The 17,369-nt window shown below is 61.9% G+C and carries 15 protein-coding genes; 5 read left to right on the top strand and 10 right to left on the bottom strand.

The genetic code is table 11. The features are described from left to right. Nucleotides 1-41: 41 nt before the first annotated feature. The 5 genes from GGR33_RS17130 to GGR33_RS17110 all read right to left on the bottom strand — a co-directional run bounded on the left by GGR33_RS17130 (nucleotide 42) and on the right by GGR33_RS17110 (nucleotide 2,338). Entirely contained in the window at nucleotides 42-446 is a 405-nt protein-coding gene (locus GGR33_RS17130; protein WP_183507396.1) for a PRC-barrel domain-containing protein, read from the bottom strand. Between the two features lie 417 nt (nucleotides 447-863). Next, nucleotides 864-1,565, bottom strand: coding sequence for an SDR family NAD(P)-dependent oxidoreductase (locus GGR33_RS17125; RefSeq protein WP_183507394.1), 702 nt, complete (start codon nucleotides 1,563-1,565; stop codon nucleotides 864-866). Nucleotides 1,566-1,608: 43 nt separating this feature from the next. Continuing rightward, nucleotides 1,609-1,842 carry a DUF6634 family protein gene (locus GGR33_RS17120; RefSeq protein ID WP_183507392.1) on the bottom strand — a complete coding sequence of 78 codons (234 nt, stop codon included), beginning with the start codon at nucleotides 1,840-1,842 and terminating at the stop codon, nucleotides 1,609-1,611. Between the two features lie 152 nt (nucleotides 1,843-1,994). Next, the gene (locus tag GGR33_RS17115; RefSeq protein WP_183507390.1) at nucleotides 1,995-2,189 is read right to left on the bottom strand and encodes a hypothetical protein; all 195 of its coding nucleotides are present in this window, start codon (nucleotides 2,187-2,189) and stop codon (nucleotides 1,995-1,997) included. Beyond that, complete coding sequence (locus GGR33_RS17110; RefSeq protein WP_183507388.1) at nucleotides 2,189-2,338, bottom strand: hypothetical protein; 150 nt, start codon at nucleotides 2,336-2,338, stop codon at nucleotides 2,189-2,191. Before GGR33_RS17110 ends, GGR33_RS17115 begins: the two co-directional genes overlap by 1 nt. A gap of 84 nt (nucleotides 2,339-2,422) precedes the next feature. On the opposite strand from GGR33_RS17110, the gene GGR33_RS17105 reads away from it, so the two are divergent. From GGR33_RS17105 to GGR33_RS25985, 5 genes are all read left to right on the top strand, one after another. Continuing rightward, complete coding sequence (locus GGR33_RS17105) at nucleotides 2,423-2,716, top strand: type 2 periplasmic-binding domain-containing protein (RefSeq protein WP_183507386.1); 294 nt, start codon at nucleotides 2,423-2,425, stop codon at nucleotides 2,714-2,716. Nucleotides 2,717-2,915: 199 nt separating this feature from the next. Further along, a complete protein-coding gene (locus GGR33_RS17100; protein WP_183507384.1) occupies nucleotides 2,916-4,151 on the top strand; it encodes an ATP-binding protein in 1,236 nt (411 codons plus the stop codon). Next, nucleotides 4,148-5,053, top strand: a complete 906-nt coding sequence (locus tag GGR33_RS17095; RefSeq protein WP_183507382.1) for a hypothetical protein — start codon at nucleotides 4,148-4,150, stop codon at nucleotides 5,051-5,053. The genes GGR33_RS17100 and GGR33_RS17095 overlap by 4 nt, the downstream gene beginning before the upstream one ends. Before the next feature lie 1,254 nt (nucleotides 5,054-6,307). Then, entirely contained in the window at nucleotides 6,308-6,619 is a 312-nt protein-coding gene (locus GGR33_RS25990; RefSeq protein ID WP_246413206.1) for an enolase-like domain-containing protein, read from the top strand. Nucleotides 6,620-6,678: 59 nt separating this feature from the next. Next, complete coding sequence (locus tag GGR33_RS25985) at nucleotides 6,679-6,906, top strand: enolase C-terminal domain-like protein (RefSeq protein WP_246413205.1); 228 nt, start codon at nucleotides 6,679-6,681, stop codon at nucleotides 6,904-6,906. Between the two features lie 676 nt (nucleotides 6,907-7,582). On the opposite strand, the gene GGR33_RS17085 is transcribed toward GGR33_RS25985, so the two are convergent. From GGR33_RS17085 to GGR33_RS17065, 5 genes are all read right to left on the bottom strand, one after another. Next, on the bottom strand, nucleotides 7,583-9,667 hold the full coding sequence (locus tag GGR33_RS17085; RefSeq protein ID WP_183507380.1) for a phospholipase D-like domain-containing protein: 2,085 nt from the start codon (nucleotides 9,665-9,667) through the stop codon (nucleotides 7,583-7,585). 294 nt (nucleotides 9,668-9,961) lie between these two features. Then, nucleotides 9,962-10,633, bottom strand: coding sequence for a retron system putative HNH endonuclease (locus GGR33_RS17080; RefSeq protein WP_183507378.1), 672 nt, complete (start codon nucleotides 10,631-10,633; stop codon nucleotides 9,962-9,964). Then, complete coding sequence (locus GGR33_RS17075; protein WP_183507377.1) at nucleotides 10,617-11,873, bottom strand: AAA family ATPase; 1,257 nt, start codon at nucleotides 11,871-11,873, stop codon at nucleotides 10,617-10,619. The genes GGR33_RS17080 and GGR33_RS17075 overlap by 17 nt, the downstream gene beginning before the upstream one ends. A 559-nt stretch (nucleotides 11,874-12,432) precedes the next feature. Continuing rightward, a complete protein-coding gene (locus GGR33_RS17070) occupies nucleotides 12,433-14,685 on the bottom strand; it encodes a recombinase family protein (protein ID WP_183507375.1) in 2,253 nt (750 codons plus the stop codon). Between the two features lie 297 nt (nucleotides 14,686-14,982). Next, nucleotides 14,983-17,247 (bottom strand): recombinase family protein, encoded by a 2,265-nt coding sequence (locus GGR33_RS17065; RefSeq protein ID WP_183507373.1) that lies wholly within the window; start codon nucleotides 17,245-17,247, stop codon nucleotides 14,983-14,985. Nucleotides 17,248-17,369: the final 122 nt, after the last annotated feature.

Genomic DNA, 17,369 nt, shown 5'->3' with positions numbered 1-17,369 from the left:
GAAATGATCGGGAGCTCAAAGTGCTCCCGATCATAGTGGCCTTAGTGCTTGAACTTGCCCTCGTATTTAAACTGCGGTGCTTCCTTGAGCTTTTCCTTGGTCGTGTTAACCGAAGCTACCCACTTCTTGGCGCTTTCATCGTAGGTGAGACCCACTGACGACGGCTCGACGGCGACGTAGTGCTCACCCATACCTAGAAAGCCGCCGACTGATAGGATGTAGCCGACGAGCTTACCGTCGTTGACAATAAGATCCTTGATCTCACCAACCGTACTGTTGGAGCCATCTACGACCGTCAGTCCAATGAGGTTGTAGCTGAGCACTGCTGTCGGCGGCGCTGTTGCGAACTTAACCTCGGCGGGCGGAGCAACCGGCTTGGCGCTTTCGGCGAGGACTGGGGTCGCCAGCATGGTTGCGGCTAGGACGGCGAAAGCGATGCGACGCATTTTTATGCTCCTCTGCCCATTGGGTGGGCAGCATGGAAGCCTCTTGGTCCTCCCTTCGTTCCCTCTCAGTGCAAAAATGTTAAACTGCATCACATGCGACAGGCGATGAAACGTTGCCAGGGAGCTTTTCAGTCGTGACGTGGGGACAAGGGCCAAGCTCCAAATGTTGCGGCGGAAGGCCGGAGCTGTGCTCCTCACCTAACGTTTCTCACCCCGCGCAATCGAAATGATTAAGGTCGAGCTTACGTACTGAGCTTTCCAGCCTTGAGAAGCGGCGCGTTTAGTCCAATAGGCGTAGAATGTCCGTATTGGAATTATGCGATCTACCCAATAAACGACCGGGGCGCCCGCAAAGCCGCCGTCTGCCGAACGAAATACTCGAAGACTAGTGGGCGGCATCGTGTGCTGCCGAACTAGTCAAAAGCTCTCAACCCATGGCCTGATTTCAATCTCCCACGACCAGGCGCTCCGATGCTGGCGGAGGAGATTGATGTAGCTTTGGGCGATCGCATCAGGATCGAGAGTGCTGTCGGGCCGGTCCTCCGGATCGGTATGGCCCACCGGACGAACGCGTCCGTCGATGACCACGTGCGCGACATGGATGCCCTGCGGAGCAAGTTCGCGTGCCGCGCTCTGAGCCAGCCCCCGTAACGCGAACTTGCCCATTGCGAACGGCGATGACAGAGCGAACCCTTTAACGCCGGCGGTAGCGCCCGTAAGCAGGATCGCGCCCTTGCCGGCCGGGATCATGCGCTTGGCGGCCTGCTGGACCGAATAGAAGGCACCGAGGGCCGAGACCCCCACGGCCCGCTCGACCTCCCCGGGATCGAGATCCGCTATTGGGCCTCGCACGCGGCCGCTGGCGTTGTAGATCACGACCTCGGGCGTACCGATCCGAGCTTCGGTCTCGTCGAAGAGGCGCGCTACTCCGACGGGATCGCTTGCGTCCACTTGGAGAGCGATTGGGCCGGTCTCCTCGACGAGAGGCGTCAGCTTGTCGGTATTCCGCGCGGCAATGATGACCGGCAGACCCGCTGAACGGAGAAGGCGCGTCATGGATCCGCTGATGCCGGACCCTGCTCCGATGATCAGGGCGTTCCGATAGGGGATGTCTGTCATGCCTTCACCGTCCGGTAGCCGAAGGAAGCCTCGCGTATTCAACCTAGCATGTGGTGCTCGGCGGCGATCCTGCGAGGCGCGGAGTGCCGAGCCGATAGAGTCGCGACGTCGTGCGCGCCCATGAGAGATCGAGGGCGAGGGCTCGGACTGCACTCGTGTGGATGTTGCTGTTGCCGAGTAACGGATGGCCCGTCACCCGGCCGAGCAGCACGACATATCCCCAGAGCGGATGCGCGACTTGCCACCAGTCGTCCAGGATGCGCGCCGGCGAGGCCATCGTGGGTTGGGTCGCGGCCCTCGGCGATCGCCCGCATCTCCGACGCGAGCGGCTCCTTTTCCATGGGAGACCCGGGATCGAAGAATCTTGACAGCAGGAATTCGTCGTCCATGACTTTGAAGCCGATCTCGGAGGCGAGAAGTGGGACGGAGTCAGGCATCGCGACCGCCTCCCTTCTCAAACTGGCGCCGTGCTTCTTCGAAAGCAGCGCGACGCCGGATGATGTCAGCCAAGCTCTCGATGACCGCCTCCCGATCGGCATCGAGGATCTCGCACAGTCCGTCGATCCCGGCGTCCAGGGGCTCCCGATCACCGACGTCGGGTTCGTTTGGTGGAAGCGCGAACATCACGCATCCTCCATCTTGGTCGATACCTCGGGATCACCGGCCGCGTTGGCTGAAGCGATCATGATCGCCTCGATCTCGGCACCGGACAGGTAGGCCGCTTCTTCGAGTGCAGAGGCGATCCGCCGAACTACGGACCGTGCCTCGCCCACGATGGCGACCGCGCGCTCCTCGGCCGCACGAAGCCGCGTGACGACCGACGCAAAAACCGCTTTTTCGAGCAGCAGATCGCTTGCATGCGGAGCGACATAGATTGGCCCGAGGAGGCGCGGGAGCTCCAGATCGCCATCGGGCTGGTGGCGGCCGAAGAAGGGATCGCGGTCGTGCCGGAATCGGTGCGGAGAGCGCGGACGGAGGACGTGCGCTACCTTGAGCTGGCCGAGGCCGTCTCGTCGCCTATCATCATGAGCCATCGGATCGGCGACGCCTCGCCCGAGATCGCAGCGTTCAAGCGGATCATCGCGCGCAAGTGCGCGGACTGGGGTGCCGCCGTGCCCGAGGCCCTCCGGGCCGTCGAGTCCGGAGAGTGATGAGCTGGCGTCGCCCGTTTTTCGGCGCTGGCCGATTCCGGAAGGCTCGCGATGCCGATCGCCGACGAACGCTCATGCTCCTCGTCATGCAACGTCGGGCGATGCCCCTCGACGCGCAGGATGAACGGACGAGCGCGCGCAGCTATGTCATTCAACTGCGACCGGCTCCGTGCGGCGCGCGGCGACATGGATGGGCGGAATGCCGGCCAAGGATAGGATGAGACCGCCGCGCAGATGGCGGATCAAACCCGTCCGCATTTCCGTTTCGAACATCGGACCCTTTCGCGGAGACCGATTTCATACCGTTACCTTCATCGGTCCGCGTACGGGGAACGAAGAGGCACCCAGGCCCCTGGCCGACATCTTCATGATGGTCGGCCCGAACGGGTGCGGCAAGACGACGATCCTCGACTGCATTGCCGCGACTTTCGATCTGCTCCAGAGCGATCAGTCGGATTACCTGAAATCGCGTGCGGACGAACAGACCCGGATCGTGCTGGATCTGCATGCGATTTATCAATCCGGCCGATCCCGAGGAGAGTTTCTGCTTCGCATCTTGTTCGGCTATGCCGCATCTCAGCTGTCGCAGCTCGATCTTCCTCATCTACCCAGGTTCGACGATCTTCCAACAGGTACAATCGGCTTCAGCGGTCGCCCAGACGGCTACAGTCCGCCTCAATGCGACGAGAACGGACAGTTGTTCTACGACAGCGTCAGAAAGGACGACGGCCGCTGGTCTCCCGATCACTCGCAGGGTGAGGTGGCGGCCCCCGTCGTCTTGTTCTTTCAGCCCAATTGGACTTTCGGCGTTGTCGAACCTAGCTATAGAAGGCGCCAGGTCAGCTCGCGCTATGCATCCGTCCAGCGCCTCTCGACAATATGGAAAAACAACGAGTTATTCCATCAGGTTATTCATTACTATAAATGGGAACGACCGGAGGAATTTCGAAAGCTAGTTCGGTGGCTGAACAAATACGTGTTCGCGCAATTTGGAATACGTAAGGAACTGTTTCCGAACGAGCGGACGAGCAATCAACATCATCTGTATTCGAGCCTCCTCGTAGATCCCGAACCGCTTTCCTGCGGGCAGGAAGCCGATCGGGACGGCAAGCGATCCGATCTCGAACGCGACCGGCGCTCCCATGGGATCGAGCTTCTGGGCAGTGGGGAACAGATGCTGCTGCAGCTCTTTGCTTGGCTCAAGCTTCATGAGAAGCGTTCGGCGATCATCCTCATCGACGAGCTCCACGTGCACCTGCATGGCCGCACGTCGGAACTGCTCCTCGCAGCTCTTGAGAAGCTCAGTGCACGAATGGCGGGATTGACGATCCTGTTTACGACCCACGACCTGTCCCTCATCGGCAAATTCGTCGAAGGGGCGACCGCTGCGGGGCGTCGGGGAGGAGCTGTCGTCGGCGAGACCGTCGAGGCATGAGGCGGCGGTTCACGTTCACCGATATCCACGACTATCGAAGCCCCAGGGACGTCCATGCGGCCGTAGAGAGAAACGCCGTCTGCTACATCGAGGGTCGCCTCGACCCCCGATTGCTCAGTCTGCTTGCGGGTCCCAGGCTGTCGGCCTTCGTCAGGTTCAAGCAGCCGCAAGACGACTTCGACGATGTTTCCGACGGTCATAGCGGCGTATTCGCGGCGCTCGAGGAACAGGCCCGTCGCCAACCAAAAAGCCCGTACTTCGGCCTTTGCGACGGCGATGCGCTCAGTGCGCTGGGCAGATCGGAGTTGCTGCTGGACGCCCGGTCTTCGTTCATGACCTTCAAATCCGCGGAGCTCGGAGCCGGCAGGGTCGTCTTCCTCGGCTTCCATGAGATCGAAAACATCGCGTTCTGCAAAACTGACGCGATCGGACACGCGGTCCACTTCTCGAAGCACCGGACGGAGCCTGGATTCGAAACGCAGCTTCGTCGCTCGACCCTCGAACGAGCGAGAGTTCTCTTCGACGAGGCCCTCGACGATTTCGCCGAGAGCGCGATCCATCACAGCCTTGGCCCGAAGAGCGCGCGGCAGTCCATTGCCGACGACGAGTACGCGCATCTCATCGCTGAGGAGCGGATCCGGCAGCTCGAGCTGCTAAGGAGTGTCATGGGCTCGGTTCACCCTGCGGATCGTCGATCTACGGTGCCCGACGGTCAGCTGCTGCGACTTTGCAAGGGGAAGGAACTGCTCCAGCATCTCGTGGGCGAAGCGAAGCTCGGCACGTCATTCCTCGACATCCTCTTCGTCGCGCTCAGGGCCGAGAAGATCGGTCGCGATTTTCAGAAACTTCTCCGCCAGCAGCTGCGCATGCTCCTCGGAGACGACCCTCCCGTAGATCTCTGAGGGGCTCTTCGGTGACTCGGCAGGCGCTGAATCCGCGACTTCCCGCTCTGCCCAAAGGGTGCGTTGAATGCCGGCCAACAGGGCCCGTGTCCGTTTCGTCGCTTGGCCCCAACCAAACGACAGCTCCAGGCGCATATGCTCGATCTTCTCATGCATATGTTCGAGATCGGAAGACGTTTCTCCGGGCATCAGAAAATCGCCATCAATGCTCCTTATCCGTATAGCGTAAAGCTTCGTATTACCGGGGCCTGCTATTTCTATCAGATGCAGGTATGAGATCGGGAATCTCTTCCAGTCGTCGATGTCGTCTGGTGTGACATTGTATGGTATATCTCTGTATTTCGACTTATCGAACGGCATTTATAATAAATCCTTCTGTAGTAGAGAGTTGGCACCTGCAGATTTTCAATAGACATTCTTGTCATACAGGGAACAATTGGATATTATCCAATTGTTCCCTGTATGATGTTTCTTTTATCTCAATTCTGTCGAATTAGATTTTGATCGCCACATATCTTACTTGATAGATATGTGGCGAAACACGTCTGGACTTACGACAAGTGTCTTGCGACGTACTTGCGACAAGGTATGACGGATTTGGTCACTTAGATTCCCCGCCTCACCGAACCCTGCGGGATCCAAAACGTCCCTTCGCGGCGAGAACGGGAAGGATTGACGCGGACGCGATGGGGATCGTCCAGGGCGCGAGCTTGATGCTCACCGGAAGCAACGATCCCGACCGGGCGGAGACGGTTTCGGCAGGCCTCCGAAGGTGTGACTGCGCGGGTTAGATGAGGCCCTCGTCCGGGCCGGGGAAGGAGTGACGTCGGACGACGCCCGGCAGTTTTCGGGCGCCCTGCGTCGATCCCCGGAAGGATCGGGGAGAACCCTTTACCCGCTGGGGACATTCGTCAGACCACGCTTCGGCCTGATAGAATCTAGCGACGGGGCGATGTTCGGGCGGCCATTTCCGGCGATGCATCTCGGCGGCTTAGGTGGCTCGAATTTCGGCGAGGTGATTGGATCTTCGTTTTCGGTAACGGTGGCGGGATGGGCCGCCATCGTGGCGTCCTGGGAACTTGATTTTCAGTTCGCCTGACCGCCGGACGTTCTGTTCCGAGCGTCAATGCCACGGAAGTCACGCCGCCGCTTCGATACCTAACGAGTATGACACCGAACCGTATTGATCTTTGATCGAGCAGTAACGACGGCCTACCCTTCCCGCACATCAGAAAAGGGGAGGCCGCGTAGGCCATGTCGACTATCGTACAGGTCGAAACCTTCATCAGAAACGTGCCGACCATCCGTCGGCACGTGCCTGCGATGGCGACGATGCACCATCCGTCGATCGTCCTCGTCAGGACACGGGATGCCGATGGGATCGAAGGGCTCGGAGACGGCACGACGATCGGCGGTCTCAGCTACGACGAGGAGAGCCCAGAAGGCATCAAGCTCGCCATCGACACCTACATCACCCCGATCCTGCTCGAGAGCGATGCCAGTCGGGTCGCCGAGACGATGGCGAGGATCGGCCGCAGCGTAGCAGGCAACCACATCGCCAAGTGAACCGTGGAAACGGCTCTCCTCGACGCGAAGGGCAACGCCTCGGCGTTCCGGTATCCGACTTGATCGGCGGCGGACGTGTCCGGGAGCGCTTCCCTGTCGCCTGGACGCTTGCGAGCGGAGATACCCAGCGGGATATCGACGAGGCCGAGCAGATGCTGGCTGCGCGGCGCCACAACATCTTCAAGCTGAAGATCGGCAAGCGCACCGTCCGGGACGATGTCCAGCATGTCGCTGCCATCAAGCAGGCGCTGGGGGATCGCGCTAGCGTTCGCGTTGACGTCAACTAGCACCGGAGCAAGACCGAAGCCGACCTCGGCATGGGTCTTCTCCACGACGCCGGCGTCGATCTGGTCGAACAGCCCTCCCAGTTCGCAAATCCCGATGTCGTCGCACGGTTTCGGGAGATGGTCGTCGCAAACCCGGCAGTGGGCTATGCGGGCTGCTGCGCGGCGTTGCGCGAGGCCGACCTGCGCCTTGAGATATCCTATATCAAGGCCCCTACTCTGCTGATCGCTGGACGGCTGGACGTCTCGACCCCTCCCGATCACCTTCGGGCGATCGCGTGTCGTCGAACTGGCCGCAGCCCATCTGTCGAACGTCGAAGCACCCGAAGCCTTCACGAAGGCCTCAGTCGAATTCATCGCGGTTTGAACTGGATAGGCCTTCTCGCCTGCTGGCCATCCCGGAAGTGCTTACCGACGCGACTATCGTGCACCCGCCGTGCGGTCGGCCGGCCCCTTGACTGCCGAAGGGTTTCACCCGGGGCCCGGCGTGTATTGGGGATGCGCGGATCAGATGGCGAGCCTAATCCGCCGGCGCGCCTTCGAATGCGGGCGATGTCCGTCTGGAGCGGGAAGCCGTCGACATGAAGACGGTGTGAGAGGCGATCGACTCAGATCATCGTCGGCTTCCGGGAATCGAGCCGTTCAAGCGACGGACCTGCCGGTTTCATATGCTTCCGCTTCATGGTCCCGCAGTCGGCAGAAAGTAACCCCGCGAAGTCGGCTTCGGGTCGGGCGCGAACCACCTGTCCTGCCAGCCTGCGTCCTTGCGGAGAAAGCCGCCTGCCTGCGTCTTAGGTGGCTCGCCCTTCGCGAGGAGTGCCTTTCGAAGCTGATCCTGGAGCTTCGCGCGCATCACGTAGTGGTCGTACACGTCGAGGACGTGGATCGCGTAGGAGATCGCAAGGGCCTGATTGCCCCTGACGATGAGCAGGTTCTCGTCGTTTTGATATGAGGCCTTGTAGCCGAGGTTGTGGCTTCCGGTGATGACGGTGCAGTTCACCGGATCCATCGGATCGATGACGATGATCTTGTCGTGGATGATCGCGTGTCCGGCGGAGAGCAGCTCCGGCCTGAGATCACCCGTCTGCTGCGTGATTGCCGCAGCCCGCACCATGACGACACGGCTGCTCTCTCCTCCGGGCCACCAGATCGCCCGCTGCGGCAGCTTTTCTTTCGTGCCGTCGGGCTTCGTGTACTCCGTCTCGCCGTCGTCCGCCTTTGGAGGGAGCGCCTTCGGATCGCTGATCGCACCCTGGACGAGGAGTTTCGGATTGGCGGCGGCCAGATCTGCGGCATTGCCGATGATGTTCTGGTTGCCGCCCACGCCGGGCAGAAAGGTCAGGAAGAGCAACGCGTCCTTCGCATGCTCCATCAGCGAATAGACCCGCGCCAGGTCGATTGGAGTGGGCGACGAGCTGTTCTTGATGGCCTGCTGGGTGTTCGGGCTGAAGAACGTTTCGAACGTGGTCTTGCCGTCCTCCGAACGGATCGCATCCATCGGCTTGGCATTCTCGCTCCGGAGCGTCTTGCCCTGGACACCGCCGTTCGGCGCGAGGCCGACGATGGCCTGTCGCCCTCGCTTGTCTGAAAGAGGAACACCTGCCGGTTGCGGATCGTCCCGGAGTCTCTTCCAGAACTCGAGATAGCGGCCGGCGACCTCTTCGTTGTCGATCACGATGACGTTGTTCGATTGGGTGCAGAGACCCGTCTCCGTGAAGTTCGTGCTGCCCGTCAGCACCGCCTTGGCCGTTCCGCCTTCGACGTAGACCATGAACTTGTCGTGCCCGATGTGGGAATTGTTGTTGAACAGCCGATCCCGCACGTCGGCGCCGGCGACTGCATGCAGAGCCTCCCGGGCAGCATGGTTCTCCGTGTCCCACACCACTGGCCGTTTTGGTTTGGGAGAGTTCTTGGCGGGGTTCGGATCGGTTGAACCGGCGGTCGACAGGATCAGGTGCAGCTTCCCGGCGCGCGTCAGATCCACGAGCTTCCCGATGAGCTCCTGGTCGTGCAGTTCGTAGAGGGCGCCATAGAGTTCGCCCGTTTCCTTCGCTGCCCTGTCCATGAAGGCGAGGAGGAAGCCGAGAACGTCGCCCGTCAGAAACGTCCGGAGCGGATCGTTCCTGACCGGGATGTGCGCCTTCAGCGTCTTGAGAAGCCCGGGAGTTATGCCCGTCGTCGGCCCCGGCTTCACCTGCGTCGGCTTGCTTCCCGATATCGCCTCCAGTTGTTGAAGCAGGTTCTGGGTCGAAAGGATGCCGTTCGTGTACGTCGCCTGGATCTTGCCGAAAGTGTGGGTGACGTCGATCGAGGGCGTCGCCATTGCCGGTCCGACGAAGGCGAGCTTCCGTTGCGGTCCCTCGTAGCGGGGCTTGCCGGCGGCATCGAGATACGGTGCCGTATCGGAGGCCGGTACCTCTTCGCGCCCCTTCTTCGGCAGGCCGACCGGACGGATCTCGTAGTGGACCTTGAAATCGATCGGCCGGATCGAAGCTGTATCGCGGGACCGGCGCAACGTCAGGTCGCGCCACTCGTACTGCTGGATCGGCCAGACCGAACTGTCCTGATTTTGCCAGTCGGGATTTGCTTGATCGGTGAATGCGATCCAGGTGGGCAGGATGCGCCTGCTACCCGCTTCGGGGCCGGTCTCGTGGACACGGGTGACCATGAATCCGAGGCAGTCGGCGATCGGTCCGTCAGCACGCCAGGCCAGATAGGCGATTTCGCCATTGCACCACGCGTTTGCCACAACGAGTTTCCCCACGGCCAATCTCCCCCTGGGATGCCCGGCGTGAGCGAGCCGGGAAGTCGTCGAACGGATGAACCGATCGTCGTGTTGGGCGCCCGGCGGGGCGCGACGACCCAAGTGACCGACGATTGAGCTTGGGAAGTTTCTACGCGATTCGGGGGGAACGTGTACTTATTTCGCCAAGACCGTTCGGCGATGAGAACGCTTAGCCGTCAAAAATTTCGAGGAAGCCGGACGGCTAGGCAAAATCCGATAAGGAACGTGATGCGAAAAGCCCATCTTATTTGCCGGTCCAACGTATAGACGAAATTACGGCACATTCTCTGCGGCCGCCAACGCCTGCATTTCCTTCTGCCAATGGTTCGCAAAAAACCATTTGAACATGGCAGAGAACTGCGGAAAGACCCCGTTCATTTCGTCGATATATGTCGTCAGCCAAACTGCTTCAGGAAGTTTCTCCAGATCCGCATACGCATCTTGGATCAATTTCTCTCGATTATTTCGTAGGGTTTCGGAGTTCAGATTTAGATTGGTAATTGTGGCGCTGGCGTCGCCGTCCCCCGCCGGCTCGGGCCGAATATGCCCAGCGAATTCGTAGCCGAAGCGTGTCTCGCAGGTCGGTTGAAGGGGGTGGACCGGGAGCGGGCTCGTCCCACGGTATTCGCCGCAATGGCTTTGCGTCGCGAGTTTCGATCCTTTTTCATTCTTCGGAGCGCAGCAGCCCAGCAAATTCGGCCAGTCCAATGCGATTTGCGGATAGATCGACCTCGGCTCGAGGTGCTCGATATGCATCGAGCCTGCCGAGATCGATCCCATGCAGTAGCAGCAGATAGCCCCTTGCTCGCCGAGGAGATGGAGGCGTCCATCGGCCTTTTCGGGGTTCTGGAAGTCGCCCCAGGCGGGCTCTATCCCGGCCGCCGTCTGCTTCAGCTTCCAAGCGGTCAGCGATGCGGGTTCTCCGCCCTTAGCGATGTGCTTCAAAGTCTCGGAGCGCTTTGCTGCGTCGGATGCGCGACCGGGCGAGCATCAGCGTCGGATAGTTTTCGCCGAGGAGATCGACCATTTCGTTCAACTTCGCTTCGCCCTCGTCGAGGCTGCCTCGATCGATCAGATCGTCGAGGAGTTGCAGTTGATGTTCGACTTCCGGGGGGCGACCAGGATCGCCCATCAGCTCTCTCAGGACCTGGGTACTCTCCATTCCGTAGGACCGCACCGCCGGAACTGCGGAACCGTCCTTGAGAAGGAAGATCTGCTCGGGTTGGACCTCGCTGATGATCTGGGGCGAGTGGGTCGTGAAGATGAATTGGATTCGGGGAAACGCTGCCTGCAGGCCGTTCACTGCGTTGCGCTGCCACGCCGGGTGAAGATGGAGTTCGAGCTCGTCGATCATGACGATGCCAGAACCCGTCAAAGGAGCTTGTAGTCCCGGATTCGCTAGGGAGAGCCGTCTGGCGAGATCGCCCGCCAGGGCGATCAGCCCCTTCTCCCCGTGCGAGAGATCCTCGACATCGAACTCCGTATTCTCCTTCTTGACGACGAGGCGCAACGGCTGACGTCTGACCCGAAGGTCCCGAAAGGCCGGAAGGAGGCGTTCGATGGCCTCCCGTACGGCGGTCAGCTGGTGATCGCGATAGTCCGAACGGTCCAGCCGGCGTTCGTTCTCGAAGTCCTCTCTTTGTCGGAACCATGTGAAGAAGGCGTCGAAGTTGCGCGCCTTGCCGAAGGACGTCGCCTGGAAGGCGGCAGACTGCCTGTAGTCGTCTCCCTTGCGCACCTTGAGCGATACGGCGAAATCGCTTCTCGAAACGGGATATGTTGCAAACAACGGGACGCTTGCCTTATCGTCGGTCTCGAATTTCGCAAGTTGACGTTTGATGAATTCTCGGAATTCCTCAGAGCCCTCGACCTTCGTTTGATTGTGCAGTCCCCTGAATCTGCTTGACGCGTACCAGCCGAACTTCTTGTTACCGTCAACAGCCGCAGCCGCCAGAAGGACGCTCGTCGATCCCGACGCCACATCCTTCTCCGACGGCCCGCGCATGACCGGACGTCCGGTGCTCATCGCCGAAACGTAGCGGGAGAAGAGCAGGTCGACGGCCACGAGCAGGGTCGACTTGCCCGAGCCATTCACGCCGGCGAACACGTTCACCTTCGGATCGAGGACCACCTTCACCGACTTCAGCGCCCTGAAGTTCTCGATCTCCAGATTGACGAGGTGCATGAGGATGTTGGAACCGTCCGGTCGGATGCGGGAGCATAGACCGATCGAGCGGTCACGGTAAGGCTTCGGTCCATGGTCCGGATGATGCCCTCTACCCGACAATCTGACGGAGGGCGTTTCGGGAAGCCCCCGCGGCTTGGGGCAAAACCATTCGGCTTGAGACGTCCGCGGTGCTGCGGGATGCTCCTCCCGGGCGACGTTATGTCGAAGCGACCGATCCAGCATGGCGCATGTTGCTCGGTCGTGAAACGCGAACGCTCTGCGACGTATCGGTAGCCGCGTATCTCCGGTGATCGGCGGCGAGTTGGATCGCGCTTCCTCGTAGCTACAGGGCATTCGGGCCGGCACGTCAGGATGCTTCCTCCGCGGCGTTTCCGAGTGCCGCGACACCCGGAAAGCTGCGTCGTGCCCGACGAGCCATAGGGACGAGACGATCGCGTCTTCCAGATTCAGGCGTCGGCGGATCCATGCTGCCGCGCCTGAACGCCCGGGCGAGCCCCCGCACCGGGCAGACTCACCATCTCCTCCGAGGAGACGGGGCTTTTCGGCTGGACGACCGTCACGCGCGGCGTCGGTTCCGCGACGGAGCGACCCGTGAAGCCGACGTCTTCCCGCGGACTGGACGACGGACGTTCCGGTTTGCACGACCATCCTTGAGGCGGCGTTCGAAGACGGAGTGGTCCAGCCCATCGACCGCTTTCGATCCGCGGCTGCCGAGCGCCTCGAGCGTCCGCTGCAGGGCACCACTCCTGAGGACTATGCGCACCGCCCTGGAAATGCCGTGCGGCGTTCCGTACCTCGGCGGCAGCACGTTGAGCGGAACGCGGGTCCGTGCGTGGAACAGAGCCGCGTTGAGCACCGTGCGCTGCGGTATGGCATCCTTGCGCCTCGTACCGAGCAGCGGTTCCGCGACGAGCCAGTCCTCTTCGGAAACGTCGTAGCTGCCGGTGTCGGCGATCGTTTCGAACATCGTTCGGCGGTCCGTATCGCCCATGAACCCTCGGCCGGGAGGGGGGCACGTTCGGACCAGCCGCCTGGTCGGCGAGACGCCCGTCGAAGAACTGCCCAGAAGCCCGGCGAGGTGCCCATCGATCTTCAGAACGTATCCGCCGTTGGGTTTCATCTTCACCACCACGCGCCGAACGACGGCACGGAGGGCCTGGAACAGGACCATATCGCTACTGCCCACCTTCTCGATCGGAAGCCTCCCGATCAGCTTCTCGACCGCGTCTCGGAAGTCCGCAACAATGCCGTCCGGAAGCTTGGGCATCTCCTCCAGGTCGGGCAGGTTCTGCAGTTCGAGCTCGAGCTCGCCCAGCTCCTTCTCGAGCCTCGTCTGAAGCTTCGAGATCCGGTCTGGGCTCAGGGCGCGCGAATGATCTTCGTCGAAGGTCCGTTCGAGTTTGCGTTCGAGCAGGGCGATGGCGCTTTCGAGCCTCGTCCGGTCCGCGACGACCTTGCGGGTGACGTGATCCCGCCTCGCGAGATATTCGGTTTCGAAGAGTGCCGACGCCTCCGGGGCGGCGATGACGTCTCGCACGATCCTCAGCATTTCGCGCTCCATGAAATGCGCGGTCACGGTCCGCTTGTTGTTGCAACCGCCGCGGCGGGCCGCCGAGCAGAAGAGGATCCGAGCCCGGTCCTTCCGGAGGAAGCTGCCATACATGGGCGCACCGCAGGTGCAGAAGGTCACGCCCTTGAAGACGAACTCGCCCCGATTGCCAGGTCCCCGGACCTTCGTGCAGATCGTGGTGATGAGCCGGCCGTGGACGCGGAACCACTGGTCCGGATCGACGAGGGCGATCTTCCCGTTCTCGCAGATGATCCAGCGGGACGGATGGCGCACCGTCATTGTGACCGTACCGTCGTCCGGGTCCCTCCGCGTTTCGATCCTTCCGTAGATCGACAGGCCCGCGTACTTCGTGTTCCGCAGAATGCCCAGCCACCGTTTGGACTCGCCCACGAGACACGAGCGCGACCACAGGCGTCCCTTGGGAGATTTCACGCCTTCCTTGTTGAGGAGTGTGGCGATGGTGCCGGGCGATACTCCCTTGTCGGCCAGATCGAAGATCCGCCGGACGATCTTGGCGGTCTCCGGCTCTTCTTCAATGATGCCCGGGCCAAGTGCCGACCGGCGGTAGCCGTAGGGAATCTGGGTCGGATTCCGGCCGTCGGCCGCGGCGAGCCATCGCCCCTGGGTCGTGATCGTCGTGACCTTGAGCCGTTGTTCCATGCTCAGGTAGCCGACCATCGTCACTTCCATGATGCCGCATTTTCCGCGCGTCGCGGCATGCAGCTCGACGTTCCGGCTCTCCAGGGTGCGGAACATCCGTCCCAGGTCACCGAGATCCCTCGACAGCCGGTCGAGATCCTCGACGACGACCACGTCGATCAGACCGTTCCTCACGTCGGTCAGGAGCTGGTCCAGCGCCTTGCGGTTGTAGGTGTACGCTCCGCTGACCGCGCGATCGGCATAGAGGTGGCGTTTGGGCGCGAACACGAAGCCGTTGCGCTTCGCGTACGCCTCATTGTTCGCGATTTGACGTTCGATCGAGCTCTCGGTTTGGCCGGAAGTCGAGTATCTGCAGTAGAATGCGCATCTCTTCTGAGAGGTGGTCGATACGGCAGAGAACTTCTGCATCTTGATCCAGCTATTGAAGAGATGCTCGAAGCCGCCGCCGTCGTGCTTGACCGCTATTCTTGGTCCGGCGCTCGATTTTCTCTTCGCATTGTCGAAGATCTCGTTGATGACGGTGGCCGTATCCGTTGTCGCCGTCTGAGTTTCGGCTTTCGTCTGGGTTGCTCGTGACATGGTCAGGCGCGCCTTTCGGAATTTCGTGTGCTGGGACGGGGCCGACGCGTCTTGGATGACCGGACGCGGAAGCCGCTGGCGGATCCGATCAATTCGGCCAGCATCGCTTCGTCGGCGGACCCATCACGGGTCAGTCGATCGAGGCCTTCCATCACGAGCGGACGTCTCGATCCGGCCGTCTCGTGTGCGAGAGGATGGGCGAGGCCTTCACGGGCCTTCGGTTTCGGGTTCATCGGCTTGTTCCTCCGAGGACGGGAAAAGTCGGCGGGGCTCCGTCCGCAGAGCCCCGCCCCGGTCTCAGCTGGCTCGGCGGTGGCCGTTCTGGTCCTTGCCGGAGCGCGCAACTTTCCCCTGACGGAAGCTCGGGAGCGGCCTTCTCGCGGTCTGGATCCTCCGCTTGCAGGGGCGCCGGGATGCGGGCCGCTGTTCGCCCTCCAGCCGGACGGCGGAGGCTCTCAGCTGCTCGGCCGCCTTGTCCTGGCCGCCGCGCCGACGGACGGCGTCGTATGCCGCCGGATCGAGATGGGCGGCATGGGGCCACTTCAGAGCCTGGAGCTGCTCGACAAGCCTCCTCCAGACTCCCGTCGAGCCCATCGCGTCGAGCTGCCCGCTCAAGCTCTCGGCCGGCCCGAAGCAGGCGGGCGCACGGCGACGCGGCATGCGCGTCAGGGCGAGGAACACCGCTGCATGCGCAAGCGCTCTGCCGTCAATGCCCTTCTGAGATAGCCCTACGAACAGCGGTTCGACCGCCTTCCAGACCTTGCGGTCCAGGGCGAAGACCTTCCGCTCCGCGGCTGCCGTCAGTCGGGCGACGAACTCCGGATCGGCCGCATATCCGACATGCGAGGGAGGAACCTCGAATTCGATATGGGTTCGAGGTGAAGCTTCGGTCCCCTCGCCCCGATCGATCCCGTCTGCGAGTTCGATACGAAGGCCGTACCCCTTCCCCCTGCCGTTCGGCGTCACCGCCACGCTATGAATGCGTCCGCGGATGTGCTGCCGAAGCGTGGTGTCGGCATCCGTGCGGACACGGAAGGGGAAGGGTCCGAGGAAGGAAGCACTGCGCGCCTCGAGCCGGTCGATGCCCTCGACGCGAACCTTCGCAGCGCACGGCGCCTCCTCCGGCATGGCTGCGAGGTCGTCTTCAAGTTCCGAGAGCTGCAGTCGCAGGCGAAGCTGCATCTTTCGGACAACGTCGGGAGACAGGCCGTCGGAGCTGTCTCCGGGGGGCGCGGACAGACGTTCCTCAAGACAGGCGCCCTTCGCCCGGAGCTTTTCGGCCTCGTCCGCCATACGCTTCCTTGCGGCCGCACCTTCCACGGGCGGAGCGGTTCCGGTGGTCGTTCCTCCCTCCGCGAGCGGGTGGTCGGCCAGAAAGGAGAGGACGCGGCGTTCCACGTCGGCCGACAGGATCGATCCCGGGTGATCATTTTCGCCGGAGAAGATCGCCGAGCAGTGCAGGTACTCCAGCGTTCCCGGCCGTCCGCCGTAGCTCATCGGACGTCCGCACCCGCACCGGACCAGACCGGACAGCAGCGGCCCATCGGGCGCGTCCGGCGCCCGCCGTGGTGTCCTGGGCTTTGCGGCGAGGGCGGCCTGCGTGGCGGCACGGTCGGCAGTTCGCCGCCTCTGCGCCTGATCCCACAGGGGGCGCCGGAGGATCTCCAGGTCGGGATGGTGGTGGACGATCCATTTCGAGGGATCGCGGACCACGCGACTACGCTTGAAGTTCTCGTCGCGCCTGGTCTCGATCCGACCCCAGACCTCTGCCCCGATATAGAGAAAGTGGTCCAGGATGCCGTGGTCTATCCCCGACGGAGCAATGGAGGCGGGAAGCCATTCGTTCCCTTTCGGTCCCCGCACTCCGTCCCGGTTCAGGCTCTCCGCGATTGCGGCCGGATCGGCGCCGCGGACATACTGGCGGTAGATGCGTTTGACGACGGCGGCTGCCTCGGGATCGATCTCCAGCGGCCGCTCCGGATCGCCCGTTAGACGGTACCCGAAGCAGAGCGACGTCTTGAGCATCCCGCCCTTGGCCGCACAGGACCAGACGCCATGGCGCGTCCGCTCGAGCATCCGGCGGCGCTCTTCGTCGGCCCGATAGCCGCTCAGCGCGATCGACGTCAGGTCGATCAAGCCGTCGTTGGCCGTGTGGACCTCGGTCCCGTGATGCCGGCAGATCCGCCAGAACCACGCGAGGTCTCCGACGATGCGGGAGAAGCGGCTGACGTCCTCCGCCAGAACGACATCCACGCCGCCTGCGCGGATCGCAGCAAGGAGAAGCGCGAAGCCGTCTCGTTCGTTGAGCGTCGCACCTGACCGAAGCACGTCCGCGAAGATGTGCCGCCCCGGCATCGGGATCATTCCGTGACGTCTGGCATAGGCAGTCGTCGAGGCCAGCTGTCGTGCGATGCTGCTCTCGAACTCCTTGCCCGGCGACTTGCGCTGGTAGACGACAAACTTCTTCGCGCCAGCTTCTTCCGAAGGATTTGGCCCGGAAGTAAAATATTTTTTCAGGCTTCGGACGATCGCCTTCACTTTAGATTTTTCACTGTGTTTCATGACTGATTCCACGTCCTCAACAATGCTCAGGTTGGCGACTTTGGTGATGGTCTTGTGTTTCATATTATTTGTACCTTCCGTATTGAAAGAGATCATATTCGGCGGCCCAATGAGCAATCGCA

Source organism: Methylobacterium brachythecii (genome assembly GCF_014196345.1).
Lineage (GTDB): Bacteria > Pseudomonadota > Alphaproteobacteria > Rhizobiales > Beijerinckiaceae > Methylobacterium > Methylobacterium brachythecii.
The sequence above is the reverse complement of the archived record's forward strand: the minus strand, read 5'-3'. Positions and strand labels throughout refer to the sequence as shown.